The organism is Pelagibius sp. (genome assembly GCF_965249265.1).
Classification (GTDB): domain Bacteria; phylum Pseudomonadota; class Alphaproteobacteria; order Kiloniellales; family Kiloniellaceae; genus Pelagibius.
Genome location: NZ_OZ252224.1, coordinates 4,113,897 through 4,139,531, shown reverse-complemented (window position 1 = coordinate 4,139,531; position 25,635 = coordinate 4,113,897). Strand labels below are relative to the sequence as shown.

The 25,635-nt window shown below is 64.4% G+C and carries 24 protein-coding genes; 16 read left to right on the top strand and 8 right to left on the bottom strand.

The genetic code is table 11. From position 1 onward, the window contains the following. Positions 1-59 precede the first annotated feature (59 nt). From ACP146_RS19530 to ACP146_RS19465, 14 genes are all read left to right on the top strand, one after another. Entirely contained in the window at positions 60-917 is an 858-nt protein-coding gene (locus ACP146_RS19530) for an FAD binding domain-containing protein (protein WP_422368432.1), read from the top strand. Further along, the gene (locus tag ACP146_RS19525; RefSeq protein WP_422368431.1) at positions 914-3,661 is read left to right on the top strand and encodes a molybdopterin-dependent oxidoreductase; all 2,748 of its coding nucleotides are present in this window, start codon (positions 914-916) and stop codon (positions 3,659-3,661) included. The genes ACP146_RS19530 and ACP146_RS19525 overlap by 4 nt, the downstream gene beginning before the upstream one ends. A gap of 10 nt (positions 3,662-3,671) precedes the next feature. Next, positions 3,672-5,210: a 6-hydroxynicotinate reductase gene (locus ACP146_RS19520; protein ID WP_422368430.1), complete on the top strand. Its 1,539-nt coding sequence runs from the start codon at positions 3,672-3,674 to the stop codon at positions 5,208-5,210. Beyond that, a complete protein-coding gene (locus tag ACP146_RS19515) occupies positions 5,210-6,085 on the top strand; it encodes a UPF0280 family protein (RefSeq protein ID WP_422368429.1) in 876 nt (291 codons plus the stop codon). Before ACP146_RS19520 ends, ACP146_RS19515 begins: the two co-directional genes overlap by 1 nt. Before the next feature lie 15 nt (positions 6,086-6,100). Continuing rightward, entirely contained in the window at positions 6,101-6,682 is a 582-nt protein-coding gene (locus tag ACP146_RS19510; protein ID WP_422368428.1) for an amino acid synthesis family protein, read from the top strand. Next, on the top strand, positions 6,679-7,263 hold the full coding sequence (locus tag ACP146_RS19505; protein ID WP_422368427.1) for an amino acid synthesis family protein: 585 nt from the start codon (positions 6,679-6,681) through the stop codon (positions 7,261-7,263). The genes ACP146_RS19510 and ACP146_RS19505 overlap by 4 nt, the downstream gene beginning before the upstream one ends. 46 nt (positions 7,264-7,309) lie before the next feature. Then, a complete protein-coding gene (locus tag ACP146_RS19500) occupies positions 7,310-8,398 on the top strand; it encodes a Rieske 2Fe-2S domain-containing protein (RefSeq protein ID WP_422368426.1) in 1,089 nt (362 codons plus the stop codon). 58 nt (positions 8,399-8,456) lie between these two features. Continuing rightward, positions 8,457-9,680 (top strand): ABC transporter substrate-binding protein, encoded by a 1,224-nt coding sequence (locus ACP146_RS19495; RefSeq protein ID WP_422368425.1) that lies wholly within the window; start codon positions 8,457-8,459, stop codon positions 9,678-9,680. 78 nt (positions 9,681-9,758) lie between these two features. Then, the gene (locus ACP146_RS19490; protein WP_422368424.1) at positions 9,759-11,651 is read left to right on the top strand and encodes an ABC transporter permease; all 1,893 of its coding nucleotides are present in this window, start codon (positions 9,759-9,761) and stop codon (positions 11,649-11,651) included. Beyond that, a complete protein-coding gene (locus ACP146_RS19485) occupies positions 11,648-12,445 on the top strand; it encodes an ABC transporter ATP-binding protein (RefSeq protein WP_422368423.1) in 798 nt (265 codons plus the stop codon). Before ACP146_RS19490 ends, ACP146_RS19485 begins: the two co-directional genes overlap by 4 nt. A gap of 3 nt (positions 12,446-12,448) precedes the next feature. After that, positions 12,449-13,150, top strand: a complete 702-nt coding sequence (locus ACP146_RS19480) for an ABC transporter ATP-binding protein (RefSeq protein ID WP_422368422.1) — start codon at positions 12,449-12,451, stop codon at positions 13,148-13,150. Positions 13,151-13,186: 36 nt separating this feature from the next. After that, entirely contained in the window at positions 13,187-14,365 is a 1,179-nt protein-coding gene (locus tag ACP146_RS19475) for an amidohydrolase family protein (protein ID WP_422368421.1), read from the top strand. Further along, positions 14,365-14,838, top strand: a complete 474-nt coding sequence (locus ACP146_RS19470; RefSeq protein ID WP_422368420.1) for a MarR family winged helix-turn-helix transcriptional regulator — start codon at positions 14,365-14,367, stop codon at positions 14,836-14,838. Before ACP146_RS19475 ends, ACP146_RS19470 begins: the two co-directional genes overlap by 1 nt. A 67-nt stretch (positions 14,839-14,905) precedes the next feature. Beyond that, complete coding sequence (locus ACP146_RS19465) at positions 14,906-15,508, top strand: carbonic anhydrase (protein WP_422368419.1); 603 nt, start codon at positions 14,906-14,908, stop codon at positions 15,506-15,508. Between the two features lie 31 nt (positions 15,509-15,539). Here the strand turns inward: ACP146_RS19465 and ACP146_RS19460 are convergent, their stop codons facing one another. Both ACP146_RS19460 and ACP146_RS19455 read right to left on the bottom strand, forming a co-directional pair. Further along, complete coding sequence (locus ACP146_RS19460) at positions 15,540-16,970, bottom strand: ATP-binding protein (protein ID WP_422368418.1); 1,431 nt, start codon at positions 16,968-16,970, stop codon at positions 15,540-15,542. Next, positions 16,970-17,692, bottom strand: coding sequence for a response regulator (locus ACP146_RS19455; RefSeq protein WP_422368417.1), 723 nt, complete (start codon positions 17,690-17,692; stop codon positions 16,970-16,972). The genes ACP146_RS19460 and ACP146_RS19455 overlap by 1 nt, the downstream gene beginning before the upstream one ends. Positions 17,693-17,903: 211 nt before the next feature. Here ACP146_RS19455 and ACP146_RS19450 point away from each other — a divergent pair, with 211 nt between their 5' ends. Next, entirely contained in the window at positions 17,904-18,422 is a 519-nt protein-coding gene (locus tag ACP146_RS19450) for an EF-hand domain-containing protein (RefSeq protein WP_422368416.1), read from the top strand. Positions 18,423-18,523: 101 nt separating this feature from the next. On the opposite strand, the gene ACP146_RS19445 is transcribed toward ACP146_RS19450, so the two are convergent. Genes ACP146_RS19445 through ACP146_RS19435 form a run of 3 tightly spaced genes read right to left on the bottom strand, consistent with a single transcriptional unit; the run spans position 18,524 to position 21,130 of the window. Continuing rightward, the gene (locus ACP146_RS19445) at positions 18,524-19,579 is read right to left on the bottom strand and encodes a patatin-like phospholipase family protein (protein ID WP_422368415.1); all 1,056 of its coding nucleotides are present in this window, start codon (positions 19,577-19,579) and stop codon (positions 18,524-18,526) included. Then, on the bottom strand, positions 19,576-20,358 hold the full coding sequence (locus ACP146_RS19440; protein ID WP_422368414.1) for a 3-hydroxybutyrate dehydrogenase: 783 nt from the start codon (positions 20,356-20,358) through the stop codon (positions 19,576-19,578). Before ACP146_RS19440 ends, ACP146_RS19445 begins: the two co-directional genes overlap by 4 nt. 28 nt (positions 20,359-20,386) lie before the next feature. Beyond that, positions 20,387-21,130, bottom strand: coding sequence for an acetoacetate decarboxylase (locus tag ACP146_RS19435; protein WP_422368413.1), 744 nt, complete (start codon positions 21,128-21,130; stop codon positions 20,387-20,389). 509 nt (positions 21,131-21,639) lie between these two features. Between ACP146_RS19435 and ACP146_RS19430 the strand changes: the two genes are divergently transcribed. Then, positions 21,640-22,383: a flavodoxin family protein gene (locus tag ACP146_RS19430; protein ID WP_422368412.1), complete on the top strand. Its 744-nt coding sequence runs from the start codon at positions 21,640-21,642 to the stop codon at positions 22,381-22,383. Here ACP146_RS19430 and ACP146_RS19425 read toward each other — a convergent pair. Genes ACP146_RS19425 through ACP146_RS19415 form a run of 3 tightly spaced genes read right to left on the bottom strand, consistent with a single transcriptional unit; the run spans position 22,380 to position 25,563 of the window. Continuing rightward, the gene (locus ACP146_RS19425; RefSeq protein WP_422368411.1) at positions 22,380-23,438 is read right to left on the bottom strand and encodes an ABC transporter substrate-binding protein; all 1,059 of its coding nucleotides are present in this window, start codon (positions 23,436-23,438) and stop codon (positions 22,380-22,382) included. The genes ACP146_RS19430 and ACP146_RS19425 overlap by 4 nt on opposite strands. Beyond that, positions 23,435-24,874 (bottom strand): sensor histidine kinase N-terminal domain-containing protein, encoded by a 1,440-nt coding sequence (locus tag ACP146_RS19420; protein ID WP_422368410.1) that lies wholly within the window; start codon positions 24,872-24,874, stop codon positions 23,435-23,437. Before ACP146_RS19420 ends, ACP146_RS19425 begins: the two co-directional genes overlap by 4 nt. Further along, positions 24,871-25,563 (bottom strand): response regulator transcription factor, encoded by a 693-nt coding sequence (locus tag ACP146_RS19415; protein ID WP_422368409.1) that lies wholly within the window; start codon positions 25,561-25,563, stop codon positions 24,871-24,873. Before ACP146_RS19415 ends, ACP146_RS19420 begins: the two co-directional genes overlap by 4 nt. Between the last annotated feature and the right edge of the window lie 72 nt (positions 25,564-25,635).

Genomic DNA, 25,635 nt, shown 5'->3' with positions numbered 1-25,635 from the left:
GAAATTTTATGTTGCATACTAAACAAAAAAAAGCGTTCTGGGATCGGGGAGTTCGGCAGGTGGGGTGTTACCTTCGCCCGCAGCGGCTTGAAGAAGCGGTCGGCGCCTTGGCGGACGGCGGCTACACCGTGCTGGCCGGTGGCACCGATTTTTATCCCGCCCGGGTGGGCCGTGCCCCGGACGAGGCGGTCCTCGATATCACGGCCCTCGATGATCTGCGCGGCATTGCCGAGCTTGGCGACAGTTACCGCATCGGCGCGCTGACGACCTGGAGCGAGGTGATCGCCGCATCGCTGCCGCCGATGTTCGACGGGCTGAAACTGGCGGCGCGGGAAGTGGGCGGCGTGCAGATCCAGAACGCCGGCACGCTCTGCGGCAATCTTTGCAATGCTTCGCCCGCCGCGGATGGCGTGCCGCCCTTGCTGACCCTGGCGGCGGAGGTCGAACTGCAATCGCAGGGTGGCAGCCGGCGTCTGCCCCTGGCTGACTTCGTTCTCGGCAATCGCCGGACCGCGCGGCGGCCTGATGAACTGGTGACGGCCATCTATCTTCCAAAGCCGGCGGGCGAGGTCTGCAGCGACTTCGTGAAGCTCGGCGCCCGGAAGTATCTGGTGATTTCCATCGTTATGGTCGCGAGCCTGCTGGAGCGCGACGCCGACGGTCGGATCACCGCGGTGCGGCTCGCCGTCGGTTCCTGCGCGGCGCAGGCGCAGCGCCTGCCGGCTTTGGAGCAGGCCTTGCTTGGCAAGCCGCTCGACAATGCGCTGCCCGGTTTGGTGGATGCTGTGCACCTGCAACCCTTGTCGCCCATCGACGATGTGCGCGGCAGCGCCGAATACCGGATGGAGGCGGCGGCGCAGCTCCTGCGGCGCAGCCTGGAACGCCTTGCCGGAACGTCGCCAGGCGGTGCGCCATGAGGGACGGCGAGATCACGGCGGCGACGGTCGCATTCTCTGTGAACGGGCAGGCGGTCCGCCTGGAGGTCGATCCGCGCGCGCGCCTCAGTGAGGCTCTGCGCGACCGTCTGGGCCTGACCGGGACCAAGGTGGGCTGCAACGCCGGCGACTGTGGCGCCTGCACGGTTCTTGTGGATGGCGAACAGCTCTGTGCCTGCCTGATGCCCTGCGGTCAGGCTTCCGGCAAAGCGGTGACCACGGTCGAAGGGCTTTCGGATCTGCCGGTCATGGCCGAACTGCAGCAAGTCTTCCTCGATCATGGCGCGGCACAGTGCGGTATCTGTACGCCCGGCATGTTGATGGCGGCGGCTTCACTGCTGCAGGCGACACCGCAGCCGAACAAGCAACAGGTACAGGATGCCCTGGGCGGCGTTCTTTGCCGCTGTACTGGTTATCAGAAGATCGTCGAGGCGGTTTGTTCTCTTGCCGCTTCAAATAAAGCCGTCGCCCCGCCGGTCGGTGATGCGGTCGGCGCGCGCATGGTGAAGACCGACGGTGCGGCCAAGGTCGGCGGCGGCGAACTCTATGGTGCCGACAAGGCACCGGAGGATGCGCTCTGGCTGCGGGTCATCCGCTCGCCTCATGCCAGGGCAACCTTCTCGCTCGGCGACATCGCAGGTCTTGTGAACGATACCCCCGGTTTGACGGCCGTTCTGACCGCCGCCGATGTACCCGGCAACGCCTTCGGAGTCTATCCGACCTTGAAGGATCAGCCGGTGCTGGCGGATGGCGTCGTGCGATACCGGGGCGAGGCGGTTCTGGCCTTGGTCGGCGAGCGCAACGCTCTCTGGTCAATTGCGGAAGACGGCCTGCCGATCACCTGGCAGGTTGAGGCGCCTCTGGATGACTGCTGGCGCGACGTCGCGGAAGGCCGTCAGGTCCATTCGCAGCACAAGGACAATGTTCTGGCCCGTGGCCATGTGAAAAAGGGCGATGCCGACGCAGCCCTCGCTACGGCCGAAGTGGTCGTGGAGGGCAGCTTCGCCACGCCCTTCATCGAACACGCCTACATCGAGCCGGAAGCCGGCTATGCCCTGCGCCGGGGCGATCAGCTGGAGGTCTGGGTGTCCACCCAGGCGCCCTACATGGACCGCGACGAGACGGCCCTGGTTCTCGGCCTGGAAAAGGAGCAGGTGCGGATCGTGCCCTCCGCCTGCGGCGGCGGCTTCGGCGGCAAACTGGATATCTCGATCCAGCCGCTGGTCGGTCTGGCCGCCTGGCTGCTCGACCGGCCGGTGCGCGGCGAATACAGCCGCCCGGAGTCGATGATGTCCTCGACCAAGCGTCATCCTTCACGTATTGCCGCAAAACTGGGCTGCGGCCGCGACGGCAAGCTGACGGCGCTGAAGTTCCACGGCGTCTTCGACACCGGCGCCTATGCCTCCTGGGGACCGACGGTTTCCGACCGGGTGCCAGTGCATTGCAGCGGGCCTTACTTCCTGCCGCACCTGCTGGCGGACTCAGAAGCGCGCTACTCCAACGCACCGCCGTCCGGGGCCTTTCGCGGTTTCGGCGTGCCGCAATCGGCGCTCGCCAACGAAGGCCTGATGGATGACTTGGCCGGGCAGATCGGCATGGATCTGCTGGAGTTCCGCTATCTCAATGCCATCCGCGCGGGACAGGCGACGGCAACCGGCCAGGTGCTGCAGGCCTCGGTCGGTCTCGACCAATGCATCGACGCCCTGCGCCCGTATTGGCAGGCCTGGCGCGGGGCGGCGGATGACTTCAACGCGGATGGCAGCCGGCTGCGCCGCGGCGTCGGCATCGGCTGTATCTGGTACGGCTGCGGTAACACCTCGATGTCCAATCCCTCGACCATTTCCCTGGGGATCGACCGGCAGGGCAAGGTGACGCTCTACAACGGGGCCGTCGATATCGGCCAGGGCAGCAACACGGTGATGGCCCAGATCGCCGCCGATGCCGCGGGTCTGCCCGCCGGAGAGATCACGGTGGTCATGGGTGACACGGCCTTGACCGCCGATGCCGGCAAGACCTCTGCCTCGCGCCAGACCTTTATCTCCGGCAAGGCCTCGGAGCGTGCCGGGGCCGATCTGCGCCAGCAGATCCTGCGCCTCGCCAATGCCGGGGAGGACGCGCGGCTGGAATTGAAAGGCGACCGCATTCTGGTGCACGACCATGTCGATGTCCGCAGTATCGCGCTTGCCGAACTGCCGCAGGGTGAGAACGGCGATGTGATCCGCGGAACCGGCACCTTCGATCCGCCGACGGCGCCGCTCGACGAAGATGGCCAGGGCGATCCCTATGCGACCTACGGCTTCGCCGCCCAGATGGCCGAGGTCGAAGTCGATGTCGAACTGGGCACCATCAAGGTCCTGCGCATGGTCGCCGCCCATGATGTCGGCAAGGCGATTAACCCGACCCTGGTCGAGGGCCAGATTCACGGCGGGATCGCCCAGGGCCTGGGTTTGGCGCTCATGGAGGAGTACCTGCCGGGCCGCACCGAGAACCTGCACGACTATCTGATCCCAACCTTTGGGGACATGCCGGAGATCACCTCGATTCTGATCGAGGATCCGGAACCGCTGGGCCCCTTCGGCGCCAAGGGCGTCGGTGAGCATTCCCTCATTGCCACGGCGCCGGCGATTTTCGGCGGCGTCCACCAGGCAACCGGCGTGCGGCTGCGCGAGACCCCGGCGACACCGGACCGGGTGCGCGCGGCGTTGCGCGAGGCCGGATTCCAATGAGAGAGCTGTCATGAGCGACGCCGAAACCACGACGGGAACAAGGCGCAGTGACCGCGACGACATCGTGGTCTGCGACGCCTGCCCGGTGCTCTGCCGCATCAGGCCGGACAAAACCGGTGCCTGCGGCCGCTACGGCAATCTCGATAACGCCCTGGTACGCATGGACCCAATCATACTGGCGCGCCAGGCTGCCGAGCGCGACGAAGAGATGGTGCCTTTCCTGGCCAACCCGGCGGCGGGGGCGGAATGGGACGGCAGCCTGGTGTCGGGGGGCGAGGCCTTTGTCACCGGTATCGGCGCCGGCACCACCTATCCGGATTACAAGCCCGCGCCTTTTATCGTCTCCTCCAAGGCCGAAGGCGTCGACATGGTCACCGTGGTGACCGAGGGCATCTTCAGCTACTGCGGCGTCAAGGTGAAGATCGATACCGACCGTCACCTGGGCCCAGAACAGGCGGCGGTGCGCTGCAAGGGCGAGCAGGTCGGTCATGTGACCACGGCGGAGTACGGCTCTCAGATGCTGGCCCTCGGCGGCGTGCGCCACCTGACCGGTGGCAGCAAGAAGGAAGGCAACGTCACCTGCCAGGCGCTGCTGTCGCTCTGCAACAAGCAGGCGGTGGAGCTGGAGATCGACGGCGGCGCAAAGCTGGAAGTGCAGGCGGGCAAGGCGCCGGTCATCAACGGCGTGACGGAAGAGCGCATGCGCGTCGGCTGCGGTTCGGCCACCATCGGTATCTTTGCGCAGCAGTGGCTTGGCCATGCGGACGAGGTGATCGTGGTGGACGACCACATCACCGGCGTCCTGACCGAACATCAGGCCGGCAAGTTTCTCGACATGCCGGCCAGTGGCATCCGCGTCGGCGGACGGCGCTCGACCCCGGGCCGCTATTTCCAGGTTGCCGAGCCGGGTACCGGCTGGGGCGGTACGGACATCAGCGATCCCCTGTCGATCATCGAACGGATCGACCCCAAGACGGCCTGGCCTGGCCTGCGCCTGTTGATGGTCAGCACCACCGGCGAGCATGCCGCCTGGTTCGAACTCGACGAGGACCTGAAACCGCGCGAGGCGGAAATGCCCTCGCCGATCCAGGTCGTCGTCGACCGCATCGGCGAGAACTGCGAGCCGGCCCTGTCATCCGTGCTCTTCATGGCCGGCGCCGGGGGCAGCCTTAGGGCCGGGGCGACCGAGAACCCGGTGCGTCTCACCCGCTCGGTGAAGGACTCCCTGACCCGGGTGACCGCCGGCGGCGCGCCGGTCTACGTCTGGCCCGGCGGCGGGATCACCATCATGGTCGACGCGCTCGCCATGCCGGACAATGCCTTTGGCTACGTGCCGACACCCGCCATCGTCGGCCCCATCGAGTTCACCATGCCCTACGAAACCTACGCCGAACTGGGCGGGCATATGGATTTCGTGCAACCCCTGGAGAGCGTGTTAGCGCAGAACGGGGGCGGTGGACGTATCCAGATGACTGAGCAGAAGGCTGAGAATCCCTGGCCTTTGAATCCCGGGCCGCTGCAGCCCGGCCGCGTCGGAGAAAACCGCTGATGCGCGCTTCGATCCAAAGCGCGTTTCTGCCGGATGGCCGCCTGCATCTGCAGGAGGGGCCGATCGATCTGATCATCGAGGCTTTCGGCGCAGCAACCGAGGTGCGTCGTGCCTATGCCGCGGCGGCGGAGGCATTCCAGCATGTGTTGCCGGAGTTGGTTGGTGAGCTTTCGCTGTTGAGATCTCCCCTGCGTGAGAGCCTACCGGCCGTGGAGGGAAGCATCGCCCGGCGCATGTTGCGGGCCTCGGCTGTCCATCGCCCAGCCTTTGTAACGCCTATGGCGGCGGTCGCCGGGGCGGTGGCGGATCATGTTCTCGCTGCCATGACCTCTGCAGCCACGTTGTCGCGCGCTTATGTGAACGACGGCGGCGACATCGCCCTGCATCTGGCACCCGGGGAAAGTCTGGCCTGCGGCCTGGTGGCGGAGGTCGAGGTGCCGCGCCTGAATGGACGGGCTCTGGTTTCCGCCGGGATGCCGGTCCGGGGGATCGCGACTTCCGGCCGTGCAACCCTGGGCCAGGGCGGGCGCAGCTTCTCTCTCGGCATTGCCGACGCGGTGACGGTTTTTGCTAAGGACGCGGCCGCGGCCGATGTTGCGGCGACGCTGCTGGCCAATGCGGTCGATCTGCCAGACCATCCCGCTGTTTGCCGCTGCCGGGCTGAAGAGATCGACCCGGAAAGCGATCTGAGCGGTAAGATGGTGACCCTGGAAGTCGGCGATCTGAACCGAACGGCGCTGAAGGAGGCGCTGGGCCAGGGCGTCTCGAAGGCCTGGGAAATGCGCGAGGCCAGATTGATCGAAGCGGCAGTGCTCTTTCTGCGCGGCGAAGTTGAGGTGGTTGCCGCCTCCAGCGGTCTGCTGGAAGCGGCTTGAGAATAAGGAAGTTTTATGTCCGTGGACGTGCGCAAGTATCAGACGACGGTGGAAGAAATCCTCCATGAGGGCGGGCCGCCGCCAGCAAAGCCTTTGCTTGTCGGCTCGGTTTCGGCTGTCATTGAGAACCCCTTTGCCGGCCGTTATGTCGAGGAGTTGCAGCCCTTCATGGAGGATTTGAAGCCCTTTGGCCTCGCCATGGCGCAGCGTCTGATCGATGCCCTGGGCGGCGACGCCGCGGCGATCTCCGGCTACGGCAAGGCGACCATCGTCGGCGCGGCGGGGGAATTGGAACATGGTGCGCTCTGGCACGTGCCGGGCGGCTATGCCATGCGCGAACTGCTGGGCGACGCCAAGGCCATCGTCCCGTCTTCGAAGAAAGTCGGCGACGTTGGCGCCCGGATCGATGTGCCGATCACCCATATCAACGCTTCGTATGTGCGCGGCCACTTCTCGGCCCTGGAAGTCGGGGTTCCCGATGGGCCGCGGCCCAACGAGTTGGTGCTGATCCTGGTGATGACCACTGGCGGTCGCATTCATGACCGCATGGGCGGCCTGCGGGCCGAGGACGTAAAAGGGGAGGACGGCCTCAGATGACCATCAAGGTTCGCAAGTTTGTCGTGACCGTCGAGGAGACCGAGAAGGAAATCGGCAAGGCCGTTACACCGCCGACCCGCCGGGCCGCAGCACTGGCGGTGATCGAGAACCCCTTCGCCGGAACCTATCAGGAAGACCTCGAAGTGCTGATGCAGGCCGGAGAAGACCTGGGCCGGATCTTGGGCGAGAAGGCCGTTGCGGCGCTCGGTGTCGCCCCTTCCGCCATCGAGAGTTATGGCAAGGCGGCCATCGTCGGCGAAGCCGGGGAGTTGGAACATGCCGCTGCCATCCTGCACCCGCGCATGGGCAAGCCGTTGCGCCAGGCCGTGGAAAAGGGCGCAGCCCTGGTCCCCTCGTCGAAGAAGATGGGCGGGCTCGGCACCGTCATCGACGTGCCGCTGGGCCACAAAGATGCGGCCTATGTGCGCAGTCACTTCGATGCCATGGAGGTGCGGGTGCCGGATGCGCCGCGCCGCGGCGAGATCGTGGTCGCCATCGCGGTGACGGATTCCGGCCGCCCCCTGCCGCGGGTCGGCGGCCTGACCACGGATGAAGTTAAGGGGGAAGACGGCCTGCGCTGATCATTCCCCAGGAGACCAAGGCGCGCTCCCGAAGGAGGAGTTGACGATGAGTTTTGTACGTAATGCCTGGTATGTGGCGGGTTGGGCCGAGAATTTCGGCCGCGCCCTGACGCCGCTCACCATCATGGACGACGCCATCGTCATCTATCGCACCGAGGACGGACGGGCTGTCGCCCTGGCCGATGAGTGTCCGCACAAGCGTCTGCCGCTGTCCAAAGGGAAGCTGAAGGGCGATGCCGTCGAGTGCGGCTATCACGGCCTTACTTTTGACTGCCTTGGCAAGTGTATCCGCGTGCCCGGCCAGACGACGGTTCCCAAGGCCGCCTTCGTGCGCAGCTACCCCCTGGCGGAGCGCCGGGGAATCCTGTGGGTCTGGATGGGCGAGGCAGAAGCTGCCGATCCGGATTTGATCTTCGACCTTCCTGCCTTTGACGAGTCGGGCTGGGCGCCGCACTTCGGCGATGCGCTGGAAATTGAATCCAACTATTTGAACGTGGCGGAAAATCTCTGCGACCCCGCCCATGTCAGCTTCGTTCACCCGACCACCCTGGGCAATCCCGAGAGCGAGGATGTGCCGATCGAGAGTTACCGCGAGGACAAGACGGTGATCACCTCGCGCTGGATCCGCGACGCGCCGCCGGTCGGTTTTTTTAAAGCTTTCGGGAATTTCCAGGGCCACGTCGACCGCTGGCACTACTATCTTTTTCACGCGCCCTGCGTGGCGGTGATCGACTTCGGCAGCGCCGACAGTACTCTGAAGATCGGAGAGGACGAGCGCGACCGTGGCGTCCGGCTCTTCGCGTTGCATTTCCTGACCCCGGTCAGCGAGACCCGGACCATCGACCATTGGATGCATCTGCGCAACATCGCCCAGGATGATGAGGCTGTCGGCGATCAGATGAACGCGCAGTTCCGCCTCGCCTTTGATGAAGACAAGGAAATTCTGGAGGCGGTCCAGCAGCGTGAGGCGCGACCGCGTCGGCAGCCGCCGGTACGCATCGCCATCGACCGCGGTGCCAACCTGCTGCGCCGGGTGATCAAGGACATGGTCGAAGAAGAGATTGATTTGGAAGACGTTTCGCACCGTCAGGACGGCGGGGAGACGGCGCGGCCCGTGCGGGCGGTGCCCCACTAGAAAGACCGGCGGGAGTGTTTGCCGGAGAAGAACAACGAAGGAAAACAAGGAGGCCAAGATGGGGTTGAGAAAACTGTTTAGCTTTGCGGCACTTGCCGCCGGCATTGCGGTAAGCGGTGTCGCCGTAAGCGGTGTTGCAGGGGCGGCGGATACCATTCGCATCGGCGACATCAACAGCTACAAGCGTCTGCCGGCCCACACCATTCCCTATAAGCAGGGGGCGGAGCTGGCGATCGAGCAGATCAATGCGGCGGGCGGCGTGCTCGGCAAGCCGCTTGAACTGGTGTCGCGTGACGACCAGGGCAAACCCGGCGAAGCCGTGCGTTATGCCGAGGAGCTCTTCGCCAAGGAAGGCGTGGTGATGATCTCCGGCTCGCTCTTCTCACATGTTGGCTTGGCACTGGCCGCCTATGCCGACCAGAAGAAGCGGCTCTATCTCGCCGCCGAACCGCTGGCCGATGCCATCGTCTGGGAGAAGGGCAACCGCTATACCTTCCGCCTGCGGCCCAGCACCTACATGCAGGTGGCCATGCTGGCCGAGGCAGCGGCGGAAAGCGATGCCAAACGCTGGGCGACCATTGCGCCGAACTATGCCTATGGCAAAGACGCTGTGGCTGCCTTCAAGAAAATCCTGAAAGCCCGCAAGCCGGACGTGGAATTTGTCGGCGAGCAGTGGCCGGCGCTCTTCAAGATCGACGCGGCGGCTGAGTCCCAGGCTTTGGAAGCAGCCAAGCCCGACGGCATCTTCAACGTGACCTTCGGCAGTGACCTCACCAAGCTCGTGCGCGAAGGCACCCTGCGCGAGCTTTTTGAAGGCCGCACGGTTCTGGGTCTGCTGACCGGCGAACCGGAGTATCTCGATCCGCTCGGCGCCGAGGCGCCCAAGGGTTGGATCGTAACCGGCTATCCCTGGTATGAAATCGACACGCCGGAGCACGACAGCTTCCTCTCCGCCTATCAGGCGAAGTTCGATGACTATCCGCGGATCGGCTCCCTGGTCGGCTATAACGCCATGCTCTCCATCGCTGCGGCGCTGGAGCGGGCCGGCTCTACCGATACCGAAGCGCTGGTGGATGCCTTCAAGGGCCTTAATCTGGATTCTCCGGTCGGGCCGATCACCTATCGGGCCATCGATCATCAGTCCACCATGGGCGCCTTCGTCGGTGTGACCGATGTCCGGGACGGCAAAGGTGTGATGGTCGATTGGAGCTATCGCGATGGCGCGGCCTATCTGCCGAGCGACGAAGAGGTGCGCAAACTGCGCCCCGCCGGCGGCAGTTGACGATAAGCCTGTGCCGCCGCCGAAACCGAAGGGGGCTTCGGCGGCGGCCGCTTTCCTACCAGTTGCGATAGGTCTTTTATGTCTGTCTATCTGGTACAGTTCCTGAGCGGACTGGCGAGCGCTTCGGCGCTCTTCCTGGCCGCTTCGGGGCTTTCCATCATCTTCGGTGTTACCCGCGTGGTGAACTTCGCCCACGGCTCCTTCTACATGCTGGGTGCCTTCTTCGGTTATACCTTCGTGCGCGAAGTGGGCGGCGGCGGGATCGGGTTCTGGTTCGCCCTGCTGCTGGCCGCCTTTGCGGTCGGGCTCGTCGGTCTGGTGGTCGAACTGGTGATCCTGCGCCGGCTCTATAAGGCGCCGGAGCTGTTCCAACTCATCGCGACCTTCGGGGTGATCCTGATCGTCCAGGATGTCGCGCTCTGGGCCTGGGGGGCGGAGGATTTGCTGGGGCCGCGTGCACCGGGGCTGACGGGGATTGTGCGGATTTTCGGTACGCCGATGCCGGTTTATGACCTTGCCCTGATCGCCGCCGGGCCCCTGGTGCTGGCGGCGCTCTGGCTGCTGTTCAACCGCACCCGCTGGGGCATTCTGGTGCGCGCCGCCACCGAGGACCGCGAGATGGTCGCGGCGCTGGGCGTCAACCAATCGCTGCTCTTCACCGGTGTCTTCGTGCTCGGTTCCATGCTGGCCGGTCTCGGCGGGGCGATCCAACTGCCCAAGGGCGGGGCGGACCTGCTGATGGACTTCGGTATCCTCGCCGAGATGTTTGTGGTCGTGGTGGTCGGCGGCATGGGTTCGATCCTCGGCGCCTTCCTGGCGGCGGTTTTGATCTCGCTGCTGAACACCTTCGGCATTCTGGTCTGGCCCGACGGTACGTTGGTGCTGATGTTCATCCTGATGGCGGTGATTCTGGTGGTGCGCCCGACCGGTTTGCTGGGCCGCCCTGAGACCGCCGGCCACAAGGCCGAAGCCGGATTCGAGACAGCGCTGCGCCCCGCCGGCCCGCATTACAAACTTTTCATTGCCGCAGTTCTGGCACTGCTTCTGGTGCTGCCGGTGTTGGTCGGTGAGTTCTATCTGATTCTCGTCATCGACATTCTGGTCTTGGCGCTCTTCGCGACCTCCCTGCATTTCCTCATGAGCACCGGCGGCCTGGTATCCTTCGGACATGCGGCCTTCTACGGCGGCGGCGCCTATGCGGCGGCCTTGCTGGTGACCTATGCGGCGACACCCTTTGAACTGGCATTGCTGTTGGCGCCGTTGGGCGCCGGGCTGCTGGCCCTGGTGATCGGCTGGTTCTGCGTGCGCCTCTCCGGCGTTTACTTCGCCATGCTGACCCTGGCCTTTGCGCAGGTCGCCTGGTCGATCGTCTTCCAGTGGTCCGACGTCACCAACGGGGATGACGGCCTGCTGGGCATCTGGCCCTCGGCCTGGGCCTCCGGCACCCTGGCTTTCTACTTCCTGGCGCTGGTTATTGCGGTCGGCGGCATCTTCCTGATCCGCCGGGTGATCTTTGCCCCCTTCGGCTATGGCTTGCGGGCGACGCGGGACTCCACCTTGCGGGCGGCGGCCATCGGCATCGACATCAAGCGCCAGCAACTGGTTGCTTTCGTCTTCGCCGGGGCCATGGCCGGGCTGGCCGGGGCACTTTTCGTCTTCTCCAAGGGCTCGGTCTTTCCCGACGAGATGTCCATTCCGCGCTCATTCGATGCGCTTCTGATGGTGCTGCTCGGCGGCGTGGAGTCGCTCTCAGGTCCCTTCGTCGGTGCCGCCGCCTTTACCTATCTGCACGACGAGCTGATCACCTTCGAATACTGGCGTCTTTTGCTGGGCCTCACCATCGTCGCCCTGGTGCTGCTGTTTCCGCAGGGCCTGGCGGGCGCGGCCAAACACTATCTCGGGCGTTATCTGAAGCTGGAGGCGGAGCCCACCGGCGCGGCGGTGACCAAGCGGGAGGTGCGGGAGGCATGAGCGAGGCTGTTGTGAAACCAAACCCCTCTGCGCCCAGTCTTGCGGTGCGTCACCTCAGCAAGGCCTTCGGCGGCGTGCAGGCAGTGCGCGACGTCAGCTTTGACCTTGGCAAAGGGGAACTGCTGGCGCTGATCGGACCCAACGGGGCGGGCAAGAGCACCTGCTTCAATATGCTGAACGGACAGATCCGCGCCGACAGCGGTTCGGTCAGCCTGGCGGGAGCGGAGCTGATCGGCCGCAGCCCCGCCGACATCTGGCGCCGCGGCGTCGGGCGCACCTTTCAGATCACCGCGACTTTTCCTTCGATGACCGTGGCGGAGAATGTCGCCATGGTGCTGATGAGCCAACGGCACGAGCTGTTTTCTTTTTTGAAGACAGCGGTGCAGCGGCATCGCAAAAAAGCACTGGAACTGCTGGACCTTGTCGGCATGACCGGGCAGGCCGACCGGCCCTGCGGCGTGCTTTCCTACGGCGATCTGAAGCGGGTCGAGTTGGCGGTGGCGCTGGGTAATGAGCCCAGTGTCCTGCTGATGGACGAACCCACCGCCGGTATGGCGCCGCGTGAGCGCATCGAACTGATGGGGCTGGCGGCGCGTCTGGTGCGCGACCTCGGCCTCTCCGTTTTGTTCACCGAGCACGACATGGATATCGTCTTCGGCCATGCCGACCGCATCATCGTGCTCAGTCGCGGCGAACTGATCGCCGAAGGCACGGCGGAGCAGATACGCAGCAATCCCCTGGTACTGAAGACCTACCTCGGCGAAGGTCAGATCTACGGCCGGAAGGAGGGTTAGGCGATGTTAAGCGTCGAGAAGATCCACAGCTATTACGGCCAGGCCCATATTCTCACAGACGTTTCCCTGACGCTCTCGACCGGCGAGGTCGTCGTCCTGATCGGCCGCAACGGCGCCGGCAAGTCGACCACCATCAAGTCGATCATGGGCATGGTGAAGGTGACCGAGGGCGATATCAGCTTTGATGGCGAGGCCCTGCGTGGCGAACCGACCCACCGCATCGCCCGCCGTGGTATCGGCTATGTGCCGGAGGAACGTCGGGTTTTTACGCGCCTGACGGTTCAGGAGAACCTGGAGGCGGGTCAGCAACCGCCCCGGGAGGGGGCGCCGCGCTGGCGTTTCGACGATCTCTTCGATCTCTTTCCCAACCTGGCTGAGGCGCGCCACCGCCTGGCCGGCACCCTAAGCGGCGGCGAACAGCAGATGCTGACCATTGCCCGCACGCTGATGGGCAATCCCGGCTGTATCCTGTTGGACGAGCCTTCGGAGGGCTTGGCCCCGGTGGTGGTGGAACAGATCATCAAGGTGATCCAGCAGATCAAGGCGCAGGGTCTGCCGATCCTGCTGTCGGAGCAGAACCTCTATTTCGCCTCGCTGGTCAGCGACCGCGCCTATGTGATCGAGACCGGGCGTATCCGCTTTTCCGGCACGATGCATGAACTGGAGGAAAACGCCGAGATACGCCAACAGTATCTGGCGGTCTAGGGACGTGAAAGAACGCGCGAATGAACGGATGATGCGATGAGTGCAAATCAAAGCGGCGAGAAGCTCGTCGTCAAGAACATCGGCCTTCTGCTTTCCGGGGACCTGGAGCAGCCGATCCTGGAGGCTGACTGCCTGGTGGTGGTCGACGGGCGGATCGCCGAGGTCGGCAAGGCCGCCGAGGTCGATACCGGCAATGCCGCCGTGACCGTTGACGCCAAGGGTACCACCGTCGCACCCGGCCTGATCGACAGCCATGTGCATCCGGTCATCGGGGACTGGACGCCGCGGCAGAACCAGATCTCCTGGATCGACAGCTTTCTGAACGGCGGTGTCACCACCATGATCTCGGCAGGAGAGGTGCACCTGCCGGGCCGTCCCAAGGACATCGTCGGCCTGAAGGCCCTGGCGGTCACCGCCCAGCGGTCTTTTTCCAACCTCCGGCCCGGCGGCGTGAAGGTCCATGCCGGCGCCCCGGTGATCGAAAAGGGCATGGAGGAACAGGACTTCAAGGAGCTTTCCGAGGCCGGGGTGAAACTGCTTGGGGAGGTCGGCCTGGGCGGGGTGAAGCAGGGAGACGAGGCGAAGAAGATGGTTGCCTGGGCCCGCAAGTATGGCATCCAGAGCACCATCCACACCGGCGGCCCGTCGATCCCGGGATCGGGCCTCATCGACGCCGACGTGGTGCTGGAGGCCGATGCCGATGTGATCGGCCACATCAACGGCGGCCACACGGCACTGCCGCTGGATCAGATCCGCTGCCTCTGCGAGAGCTGCAGCCGGGCGGTGGAGATCGTGCACAACGGCAATGAGCTGGCGGGCCTCTTCGCCATGCGGACGTCCATGGAGCTGGGCCAGCCGGAGCGGATTATCCTGGGCACCGATTCGCCGGCCGGCTCCGGCGTGCAGCCGCTGGGTATCCTCCGGATGATCGCCCTGCTTTCGGCGGTGGGCGAGGTGCCGGCGGAAACCGTTTTCTGTTTCGCTACCGGAAACACCGCCCGGATGCGCGATCTGGATTGTGGCCTGATCGAGGTCGGCCGCGCCGCCGATCTGGTGATCATGGACCGCGCCCAGCACACGGCGGGCAAAACACTGCTGGAGTCCGTGCGCTTGGGCGACATCCCCGGCATTTCGATGGTGATCATCGACGGTGTGATCCGTTGCCGGCGTTCGCGCAACACGCCGCCGGCGGAAACCCTGGCGGAGTTGGTTTGATGGCGGAGGTCAAGGCGCCCGCGCCGCCCCCGGCCGGCGGAGCGGTGGGTGAGGATTACCGTCTGGAGGCGCAGATCGGCTTTCTGCTGCGCCGCGCCCACCAATACGCCAGCGACGTGTTTCAGAACCGGATCGGCGCCCGAAACCTGACGCCGCAGCAGTTCTCGGTGCTGGTGACGCTGCTGAAGAACCGCGAGGTTGCACAGACCAAGCTGGGCGAAATCACCGCCATGGACCCGGCCACGGTTCTGGGGGTGGTGCAGCGTCTCGCCCAACGCGGTCTGGTCGCCGTGCGCACCGATCCTGCCGACGGCCGCCGCCGCCTGGTGCAACTGACCCGCGACGGCCACGAATTGGCGCACGAGCTGGAAGCCATCGGTCCGGCAATCTCCGGGGAAATCCTGGCCGGTTTCGATGAGGAAGAGCAGCGCAGCCTCCTGCGACTGCTGGATCGGCTGGGCCAGAAGAGCTAGTCTACCCTCAACTGCCCACGGGCAGACGTCAGACAGCCACCAAACGGCTTCGGCAAAGGGGGTCTCCTTGGTTCAAACCTTGATACAGCGGAACATCGTCTGGTCGGCGGAAAGGGTCAAACAGGATCCCGACTACTTCAAGCGGCTGTGTGAGATTCAGAATCCGCGCTATCTCTGGATCGGCTGTTCGGACAGCCGGGTGCCGGCCAACGTCATCGCCGGCCTGGAGCCGGGCGAGGTCTTCGTCCACCGCAACGTCGCCAATCTGCTGCATCCCGGCGATCTGAACGGTCTCTCGGTTCTTCAGTACGCGGTCGAATCCCTCCAGGTGCGCCAGATCATCGTCTGCGGGCACTACGGCTGCGGCGGCATCAATGCCGCCGTGGAAGCCCGGAGCCACGGTCTCATCGACCATTGGCTGCAGCCGATCCGCGATACCGCGGCACTCTGCGCCCATGAGCTCGATGCCCTAAGCGACGAGAAGAAGCGCCTGGACCGGCTTTGCGAGTTGAATGTCATGGCGCAGGTCAGGCGCGTCTCGGAAACACCGATCGTGCAGGAGGCCTTCAGCAGAGGCCAAGACCTTGAGGTGCACGGCCTGGTTTACGCTTTGACCGATGGCCGTCTGCGCAACCTCGGTTGCAGCGTTCCGCCGGGTTCGGGGTCCTGAGACGGCCTGTTTCTGCCTCTCTTTTGCATCTTTACTTCTCGTCGACGGTATAGGCTGCGTCCAGCGGCAGCATGAGGACGGCGCGGAGGCCGCCCTCCGGCCGGTTTGCCAGCCGCAGATCGCCGCCATGGGCATGGGCGATGGAGCGGGCGATGGCCAGCCCCAGGCCGACGCCGCCGGTATCCTGGCTGCGCGACTCCTCCAGGCGCACAAAAGGCTCAAAAACCTGTTCAAGGTGTTCCTCGGGAATGCCGGGCCCGTCGTCTTCGACGATGATCGTCAGAACCTTGGTCTCCTGCGCCAGCCGGACTCTGGCCTGCCCGGCATAGCGCAGGGCATTTTCGATCAGGTTGTGCAGGACCCGCCGCAGGGCGACCGGGCGGCAGTCATAGTTGGTCTTCTCCAATCCGTCTTCGACGGAAAAAGTCGCTTCGCGGCCCTGATCGGCAAGATCATCGACCAGACTCTGAATCAGGGCCGTGAGATCGACCCGCCGCGTCGGCTCTGCCGTAGCTTCTTCTCTGGCGAAACTGATCGCCGCTTCGGTCATGCGGCTCATGTCGTCCAGGGTTTCGAGGATCTTTCGGTGGGTTTCCGGATCTTCGACGAACTCGGCACGCAGCCTCAAGGCCGTGATTGGCGTGCGCAGGTCGTGGCCGATAGCGGCCAGCATCCGGGTGCGGTCCTGAACGAAGCGGGTTAGCCGCTGTTGCATGGCGTTGAAGGCGGCGGTGGTACGACGTATCTCGCGAGGCCCGCTCTCGGCCAGCAGTTCCAGGCTCTCGCCACGTCCCAGCTTCTCGGCGGCTTCGGCCAGCGATCTCAAGGGCCGGGTGATGCGGCGAACCGAGAAGATGACGATGGCCAGGATCGCGGTGGCCATCAGGCCCATGGAGAGCAGCGGGAACCAGGCCCAGGCGCGCGAAGGTTTCGGCAGCGCGGTTTCGGCGTTCAGCCAGCCGCCGTCGGTCAGCGGCACGGAGACGAGAAAACTGACGGGAAGACGCAGGCGCCGATGGGGCGGAGGGTGGTCATCATCATCTTCCTCCTCCTCGCTTTCATGTTTATGGCCGTGCCAGTTTCGCAGGCCCCAAGGTTCGCGCCGAAGCAATTGGACACGGGCTTCCCGTGCATCCCCAATCAACTCGCCCAGACGCATCGCCAGGGCCTGTTCCCGGGCATTCGCCGGGGGCCGGGGCACCGCGCTTTCCGCGGCAAGGGTGAAGTCGAGCCGCGGCGAGCGGGCGGAGTCCAGAATACTTTGATGCAGGGCGCCGGGTGTTTCCTCCAGCAGGCGCACCAGGGTGGCGGTGCGCGCCAATACCTGGTCGCGGTTTGCCGCGCGCAGGGCAAAACGGCGCTCGTCGGCGAAGATCAGTACCGTCGCGGCCTGGGAAAGTACCAGCGCGATGAGCAGCAGCGCGATGAGCTGTCCGGCAAGACTGCGGGGCAGAAGGCGCATCAGTCGACCGCCTCCACTGCGGGCGTAAAGAGATAACCGCCACCCCAGACCGTCTTTATGAGCGCCGGCTTCTTGGCATCGCGCTCGATCTTCTTGCGCAGGCGGCTGACCTGATTGTCGATACTGCGGTCGAAGACCTGTGCCGCCCGGCCACTGGTCAGATCCAGCAACTGCTCGCGGGAGAGCACGATGCCGGGCCGCTTCAGGAAGGCCGACAACAGGTTGAACTCCGCCGTGCTCAGCGGGACGGCAACGGACTTTTCGTCCAGCAACTCGCGCCGCTCGCTGTCCAAAGTCCAGCGGCCGAAACGCAAACGCCGCTGTTCCAGGCTATCGCGGGGCCGCGGCACGGCTGTGCTGCGCCTGAGGACCGCCTTGATCCGGGCCAGCAGTTCGCGCGGGTTGAACGGTTTGGTCACATAGTCGTCGGCGCCAACCTCCAGGCCGATCACGCGATCGGTCTCCTCGGTCATGGCGGTCACCAGAATGACCGGAATGTCGGAAGTAGCGCGGAGTTGACGGCAGAGCGCCAGGCCATCCTCACCGGGCATCATGATGTCCAGGACGACAAGATCGACGGCGGCGGCTTTCATCAGCCGGCGGGCCGCAGCCACATTCTCGGCGAGGCTGACCCGCAACCCGTTCTTGGCTAGATATTTGCCAAGCAGGTCCCTGATGTCGCGGTGATCGTCGACGACCAGAATGTGCGGACTGGTATCCATAGTGCCTTTGAGCGTCTGTTGGCGGGCGGCTACCCCTCATCTATAGGGTCGCTTGCGTCGCGACGACCAGAAAAAGTGTAACCAAATGTATCAGGCCCTGGGTCCGGCGACAGCTTGAGACAATGACCCGCCGATCCTGGTGAACTTTTGCGACATCGGCTCTCTATCTAGGAAGCATCGACAGCAATCATAAATGAACGAGGTGTTTTCCATGAACAAGACAACCAAGATCGCAATTGCAGCCGTTGTGGTTCTCGGTGTCGGCGCCGCGGCGGTCGCGGCCCAAGCAGACGGGCGCTGGCGGGGGCATGGTGGATCGTCCCACTGCAGCCAAGGTTATGGTGGTGGGCCCGGAATGGGTGGTCACGGCGGGCGCATGGCCACCATGTTGCGGTACTTCGACAGCGACGGCGACGGCGCGGTGAGTCAGGCGGAAATCGACCAGGTCCGCGACGAACGCTTTGCCGCCTTTGACGGCGACCAGAGCCAATCCCTCAGCCTGGCCGAGTTTGAAGGGCTCTGGCTCGACTTCATGCGCGAGCGCATGGTGGATGGGTTCCAGCGGCTTGATGCCGACGGCGACGGTCAGGTCACCTTGGCGGAGGTCAACCGCCCGCTGGGCCAGATGGTTCAGCGCATGGACCGGAACGAGGACGGCGTGATTGACCGCTCAGACTTCAAACGCGGCAAGGGACGTGACCGCGACGTCGACGAGGACTCCGACAGTTAGAACCGATCTGCTTTAAGGGCCCGGAGGCCACCCCCCGATCTCTCCGGCCTCGGTGCCCTGCGCCACGATGCGAGCCCCCTCGTGTCGTGGCGCAACTTCATTTACTGGCGGGCGTGATCGGGATCGCCCTGATACATGGCGTGGAGGTCGACCGTTGCCTTTTCGCCGAGGTGTTCGAAGTTCTCAGCCAGCCAGGCGTCGGCGCGCCGATAGCCGATCTCGAAGAGATGCTCCAGAAACGCCCACTCAGCGTTCAGTTTGCTGGAAGCGCCCAGCGGCTTGATTTCGTCTTCCGCTTCAATACGGTGGATCAGCACTTTCTTGTAGGCATCCGGGTCAAGCTTGCCGTCGTCGAGCAGCCGGGTGACGAAGTGGATGGCGCGAAAATCGCGCAGCAGACTGGAATTGAAGGTGATTTCGTTCACCCGGTTGAGGATTTCCCGGGCCGACTTGGGCGCGCCTTTCCGGGTTATCGGATTTAACTGGACGATCACAACATCATCCGAGTTGCAGTGGCTGAAGAACGGAAACAGCACCGGGTTGCCCATGTAACCGCCATCCCAGTAGGGCACGCCGTCGATCTCCACTGCCTGAAAGAGGAAGGGCAGGCAGGCCGAGGCCATGACCATGTCCGCCGTCAGTTCGCGTCTGTCGAAGACTTTGACCCTTCCGGTTTCCACGTTGGTCGCGGAGACGAAAATCTTCATCTTGTCGCAACTGCGCACCCGGTCGAAGTCGACGAATTCTTCCAAAAGACTCTGCAGCGGATTCAGGTTTAGAGGATTGAGTTCGTAAGGCGAGGTGAGGCGGCCCAAGAGGTCGAAGAAGAGATAGCTGGGCGAGGTTTCCAGACTCCAGTTGCCCATGAAGACGTCGATGGGCGAGCGTTGGATCGGGCTGGTTCGGCCTGCATCGCTGACGGCTTTCCAGAAGCGATGCAGGCAATGCCGGGCGCCGTCGTTGCCGCCGCGCATCAGCCCGTCGGCGACGACGGCGGCATTCATCGCCCCGGCGCTGGTGCCTGAGATTGCCTCGATATGCAGCCGGTCATCTTCCAGGATGCGGTCGAGCACACCCCAGGTGAAGGCGCCGTGGGCGCCGCCGCCCTGGAGCGCCAGGTTGATGGCGCGCGGCGCCGATTTGGCTTTGGCGCTCACTGGGCCGTCCAACCGCCGTCGACCGGCAGGGCCGCTCCGGTAATGGAGGCCGCGGCATCGCCGCAGAGGAAGACGGCCAGCCCGCCCAGTTGCTCCGTGGTGACGAACTGTTTGGTCGGCTGGTTGCCGAGCATGACGTTCTGGATCACCTCCTCCTCGCTGATACCGCGGGCCTTGGCGGTGTCCGGAATCTGCATCTGTACCAGTGGTGTCAGCACATAGCCGGGGCAGATCGCATTGACTGTCACGCCATGCTCGGCGGCCTCCAGAGCGACCGTTTTGGTCAGGCCGAGGACACCATGCTTGGCCGCGACATAGGCGGATTTGAAAGGCGAGGCGACCAGGCCGTGGGCGGAGGCGATGTTGATCACCCGGCCCCAGCCGCGCTGCTTCATGCCGCCCAGGGTCAAACGGATGGTATGAAAGGAGCTGGTCAGATTGATCGCGATGATGGCGTCCCACTTGGCGACCGGGAATTCCTCCACCGGTTGGACATTCTGGATCCCTGCGTTGTTGACCACCACGTCCACCTGGCCGAAATCGCTTTCTGTCTGGGCGACCAGCGCCTCGATCTCCTCCGGCTTCGTCATGTCCGCGCCGTTATAGGCGACTTTGACGCCGTGATCGGCCGCAAGCTTTTTGCGCGTCTCTTCTATTTCCGCTGCGTCGCCGAAACCGTTCAACATCACATTTATACCGGCGGCAGCCATGGCTTCTGCGATACCGAGGCCGATGCCGCTGGTCGAGCCGGTGATGATGGCGTTCTTGCCCTGGGTCATTTCGTTGTCTCCTCGATGTCTTGTGCCGTCAGGCCAGATAGTCATGTATGACGCGCCCGAAGGGCAGGGTCAGGTCCGCTTTGTAGTGGCGGCCGCCGATCATGTGCCGCACCGGCAGGTCGGCGACCGGGGCGTTCACATGAGGCACGAGGTGTAGGCGGGCCGGGCCGCCATAGTGGAACTTCACATCGATTTCTTCCAGATTATAGGCAACCAGCTGCGCGACCAGTGGTTTGCCGGTGACGCAGGGCAGCAGTTTCAGGTTCACCTGCGTCTTTTTCAGGGCCTCGTTGCGCTTGCTCGGGTCCTTGATCAGGTTCTCGTGCTTGTAACCCATGGTGCCCAGTGCGACCAACTGGCCGGCGTAATGCAAACTACCCGTCAGGGTGTCGGTCTCGACCCTCAGGCTGGGTTCGCCCCAACGCTTTGGGAAGCCCCAGATTTCCCGCCCGGCTGAGATCGGCGGTTCGTCGTTGAGAAACATCATTGCCGTATAGTTCACCGCCTCTCCGTGAAAGCGGCAAGGGATCACGACACCCGATTCCTCATAAGACCCGAACCCGGAGCTGTCCGGCATGTTGATCCACTCGTAGTAGACCTGGCCGGAACCATCGGGCTCCAGGGGTTCCGGCACCAGCTGGCGGATCGCTTCCGGGTCGCTCTCATAGATGATCACGAAGTATTCCCGTCCGACAAAGCGGTAGGGCCCGGTCGGATAGCTGGGATTGCCCGGCGGCATTGAGGGTAGGGCGAGGATCTCTTCAGGGGTCATCTCTAATCCTCCAAGTCATCATGCATCGCCGCCCGCGGCGGGGCCGCGGGGCGGTCGTCTGGTGCATTCCTCCGACTTGGCCCCTTTTTTGGCTTCTCGTCAGTATCACCGCCTGCTTGCCGGCTGTGTTGTTGGGCTCTGATGAGCGCGACCTTTGCGGTTACATGGGCCTCTTCTGCCTTAGAAACTAGGGCTCCGGTTCCCGAGAGTCCGGTTTTCCCTGTTTCGCATCCAACACCGCGGTATTCAGGTCTCCCGGGACGTCGCTCGGCGAGAGGGCATCTCCATCTTTCAGAGTTTTCCAGCACCAGCCTAACGTCGCCCAGAGACATAAGAAACAGAAGCGGATGTTTAGTCTTGGCTCATCGATGCCATTTGCCGATCGTATCGATGCGTATAATGGTGTGATGCAGCTTGTAACTGCGACAAGCCGTGCGGCATCTGGAGCAGGCCCGCGCCGGGCGCCAGGGTGGCTTGCGCCACAACCGAACCGGAAGGGATAGCAGGTTATGTTGAATGAACTTCAGGAGAGCTGGTGTAAACAGAACAAGTGGGATTTCAGCGACCTGAAGGCGCTATTCCTGAACTGCACCTTGAAACCCAGCCCCGGGCAATCCCACACCCAGGGACTGATCGACATCGCAAAGGCTATCATGGAGAAGAACGGCGTGGCGGTGGAGGACCTGCGGCCCGTCGATCACACGATCGCCTATGGTGTCAGCCCCGATATGACCGAGCACGGCTGGGCGCAGGACGATTGGCCGACGCTATACGACAAGGTGAAAGCCGCGGACATCCTGGTGATCACCACGCCGATCTGGCTGGGTGAAAAATCATCGGTTTGCACCAAGGTGATCGAGCGGCTGTATTCCTCCTCCGGCGACCTGAACGCAGCAGGGCAGTATGCCTATTACGGCAAGGTTGGAGGATGTCTTGTGACCGGCAATGAGGACGGTGCCAAGCATTGCTCAATGAACATTCTCTATTCTCTACAGCATCTCGGGTATTCAATCCCGCCCCAGGCCGATGCCGCCTGGTTGGGCGAGGCCGGGCCGGGGCCGTCCTACCTGGATCCCGGCTCCGGCGGTCCAGAGAACGACTTCACCAATCGCAACACGACTTTCCTGACCTGGAACCTGATGCATCTGGCGCGTTTGTTGAAGGACGCCGGCGGCTTTCCGGTCCACGGCAATCAGCGTTCCCTCTGGGATGCCGGCTGCCGCTTCGACCATCCGAACCCGGAATACCGCTAACGCTGCTCCGTTACGGCGTCTTCCCATTCCGAGAGGAAAGCGCGGCGTTTCAGCCCGTCCAGGAAAACCAGCAGGCCGGGCCCGAGCCGCACGGGAATCAGGGTGCCGGTTTCGCCCTCCGGCAGGGCTGGGGCGAGGCTCACTTCCCCGGCAATCACGCGCTGGCCCTCCGGCGAAACCAGGAAGTCGACGAAACCGCCTGCGACTCCCGGATTGTCGCTTGTCTTGGGAATCAGCGCCGTGCGGACCATCAAAAGCGTGTAGTCCTCCGGGTAGACGATGGCGATGGAGGCGCCGGCATCGCGCCGCGCCTGGGCGTAGGAGCCGAGGACGTTGTAGGCCACGGCGATTTCCCCCTCTTCGAGCAGGTCGAGCATCTCACCCGAGCAGCAGGAGAGCTTGGCCGAGAGGTTGCCGAAGACCTCCATCAGCCGCCAGTAGGTGTCCGATTGCAGGCTGTCCTGGGTGGCGAAGAGGTAACCAAGCCCGCTGACTTTCGGATCGTAGGTGGCGACGCGTCCCGCAAAACGGGCCTCCGATCCACGCAGCAGGCTCAGCAGTTCGAAACGGGACTGCGGCGGCGTCCCCTCGAAGGCGCGCGGATCATAGGCGATCACCGCCGGTTCCCGGGTGAAGCCGAAAATGCGCTCGCGCCAGCTTGCCCAACGCGGCAGCCGCGCGGTGGCGACAGAGCGGTGCGGGCGGGCATAGCCGTCATTCACCAACTTGATCTGAAGGTCCATGGCTGAGGAAATCGCCAGATCGTAGGATTGGCCGTCGAAGCTCTCCCCTCCTTCGACTGCGCTGAAGACATCGCGACTGCTGGCCTGATGATAGACCAGCGCGATTTCCGGCTGTTGAGCCCGATAGGCGCGGATCAATCCGTCCATGGTGTCGGCATCGGTGGTTCCGATGATATGCAGCACGGCGCTGGCGCCCGCGTCGCGCAGCGCAGGGTAGCTGCGCGCTTCTTCGATCTCAAAGGCTTGCGCCGGGTTCGCGGCCAGCGCGAAAGTGATCGCCATCGGCGCGAAGCATCGAGCAAGGATGTTCATTCGCGGTGTCCTGCTGTTTTGCGAACCGGCGGAAAGATCAGGCGTACGACGAGGCCCTGCGGTTCGTTGTGCTCCAGGCGCACCCGGCCGCGGTGTGTCAGCATGACCTGGCGGACGATGGAAAGCCCCAGGCCGGAACCGAGCGAGCGCGGATCGACGGCGCCACGGCGGAACCTTTCGAAGACCAGGTCACGGTCCTTGCGCGGGATGCCCGGTCCGTGATCGGCGATGGCGATTTCCGGCGCCGGATCGGCTTTGACCGTAATCTGCACGAAGTCGTCGGGCGGACCGTACTTGATGGCATTGTCCAGCAGATTGCGGATGGCTTCCAGCAAGGCAATTTCGTCGCCCTGGATATCCAAGCCCTCGGCCAGGTCCATGCGAAAGTCGATGCCGCGCATCTCGGCGGCGACTTCCAGGTCGCGGGCCGCCGTGCGCGCCAGGCTGGCGAGGGAGAGGCGCTGACGCTCGGCGCGCTCGGCGCGGTAGGCGACCATCGCCTGGGTCAGCAACTGGGTGGTCAACTGCGAGGTCTCGTCGGCGGCGTGCAGCATGCGGCGCAGGCTCTCCTCGCTCGTCTTTTCCGGCCCGGCCTTCAGGCTGACCTCGGCCTGGGCCTTCAGCGCCGCCAGGGGTGTGCGGATGCGGTGGGCCGCCTCGGCGATGAACTGTTGACTGGTGTCGAGGGTCAGGCGCAGGCGCTCAACGAAGTCGTTGATGGCATCGACAAGCGGCAGAATCTCCCGCGGGGCGGCGGTTTCCAGGGTTGAGAAGTCGTCCGAGGCCCGGGCGGCGATGGCACGTTCGATCTCCTGTACCGGTTTCAGGGCGCGGGCGATGGCGATCCAGGCGAGCAGGCCGGCGAGGGCGAGGAAGCCGCCACCGACAGCGGCGGCGGAAAGGGCGATACTGGTGGTCAGGGCGCCATGGGCTTCGCGTGTCTGGGCAACCGTAATCAGGACGGTTTGCCGCGCACCGCTGGCCAGGATGGAGCGGCGCGCGGTTGCGACGCGCACGGTGTCGCCGCGGTAAACCGCAGTGAAGAAGAGGGGAGCTTCTTCGCTCGCCGGTGCCGTGCCGGCTGGCAGGTCCTCATAGCCGGTGACCACGGCGCCCTTGCCGTCGGCGATGCGATAAAAGACGCGGTCCTCGCCGGCCAGGCCCAGCATCTCCAGCGCCGCATAGGGCAGGTCGACGGTGATGCTGCCTTCCACCACCCGTACCTGTTCGGCAATGGCGATGGCCGAAGCGCCGAGGATGTTGTCCTGGGTCGCATCGGCCGCCCGTCCCGCAACCGCCTGGACGGAGAGGTAAAGCAACACCGCCAGACCGGCGAAGACCAGCAGCAGCTGGCCGAGCAGGCGGCGGCGCAGAGACCAGCCCGGCGGCGACCAGTTGGAAGAGGGTCGGGCGGAGGAGGACCGGGCGGCGGTCATTCGCGGCTCTCGCCCTGTTGGCCCTCGCGCAGCCGATACCCCAGGCCGCGCACGGTTTCGATGATCACACCGCTGTCCTGGATCTTGCGGCGCAGGCGGCCGATGTAGACTTCGATGGCGTTTTCGCTGGCGTCATCGGTCAGGCCGAAGAGTTTGTCCATAAGCTGACTTTTGCTGAAAACCTGACCGGGCTGGGCGATCAGCACTTCAAGCAGGCGCAGTTCACGGCTGCGCAGGTCCAGCGGCCGCCCCTGAGCCATGACCCTGGAGGAAGCGGCATCCAGTTCCAGGGCGCCGACCTGGATGAGGCTTTGGGCCTGTCCGTGGCGCCGGCGCACGACGGCGCGGCAGCGGGCGTCCAACTCGGCGACGTCGAAAGGCTTGGTCATGTAGTCGTCGGCGCCCAGATCCAGCAGGTTTACCCGGTCGGTGATCTGGGAACGGGCGGTCAGCACCAGCACCGGCAGGCCGCTTTCGCTGCTGCGGATCCGCTGCAGGATCTCGCGCCCGTCGCCGCCCGGTAGCATGATATCGAGGATCACCAAGTCATAGCCCTGGGTGTCGGCGCGCAGAAAATCCTCGGCTTCCGGGGCGCTGGGGGCCCAGTCGACGGCATGGCCGCCACTCCGGAAATGGCGTTCCAGGGCATCGCCGAGATCTTCGTTGTCTTCCACCAAGAGCAGCCGCAACCCGGGCTCCTTACGTTTTTCTTCTCATAGCGCGGGCCAAAGCACGGGATTCGGCGCGACAGGTTGGCGTCA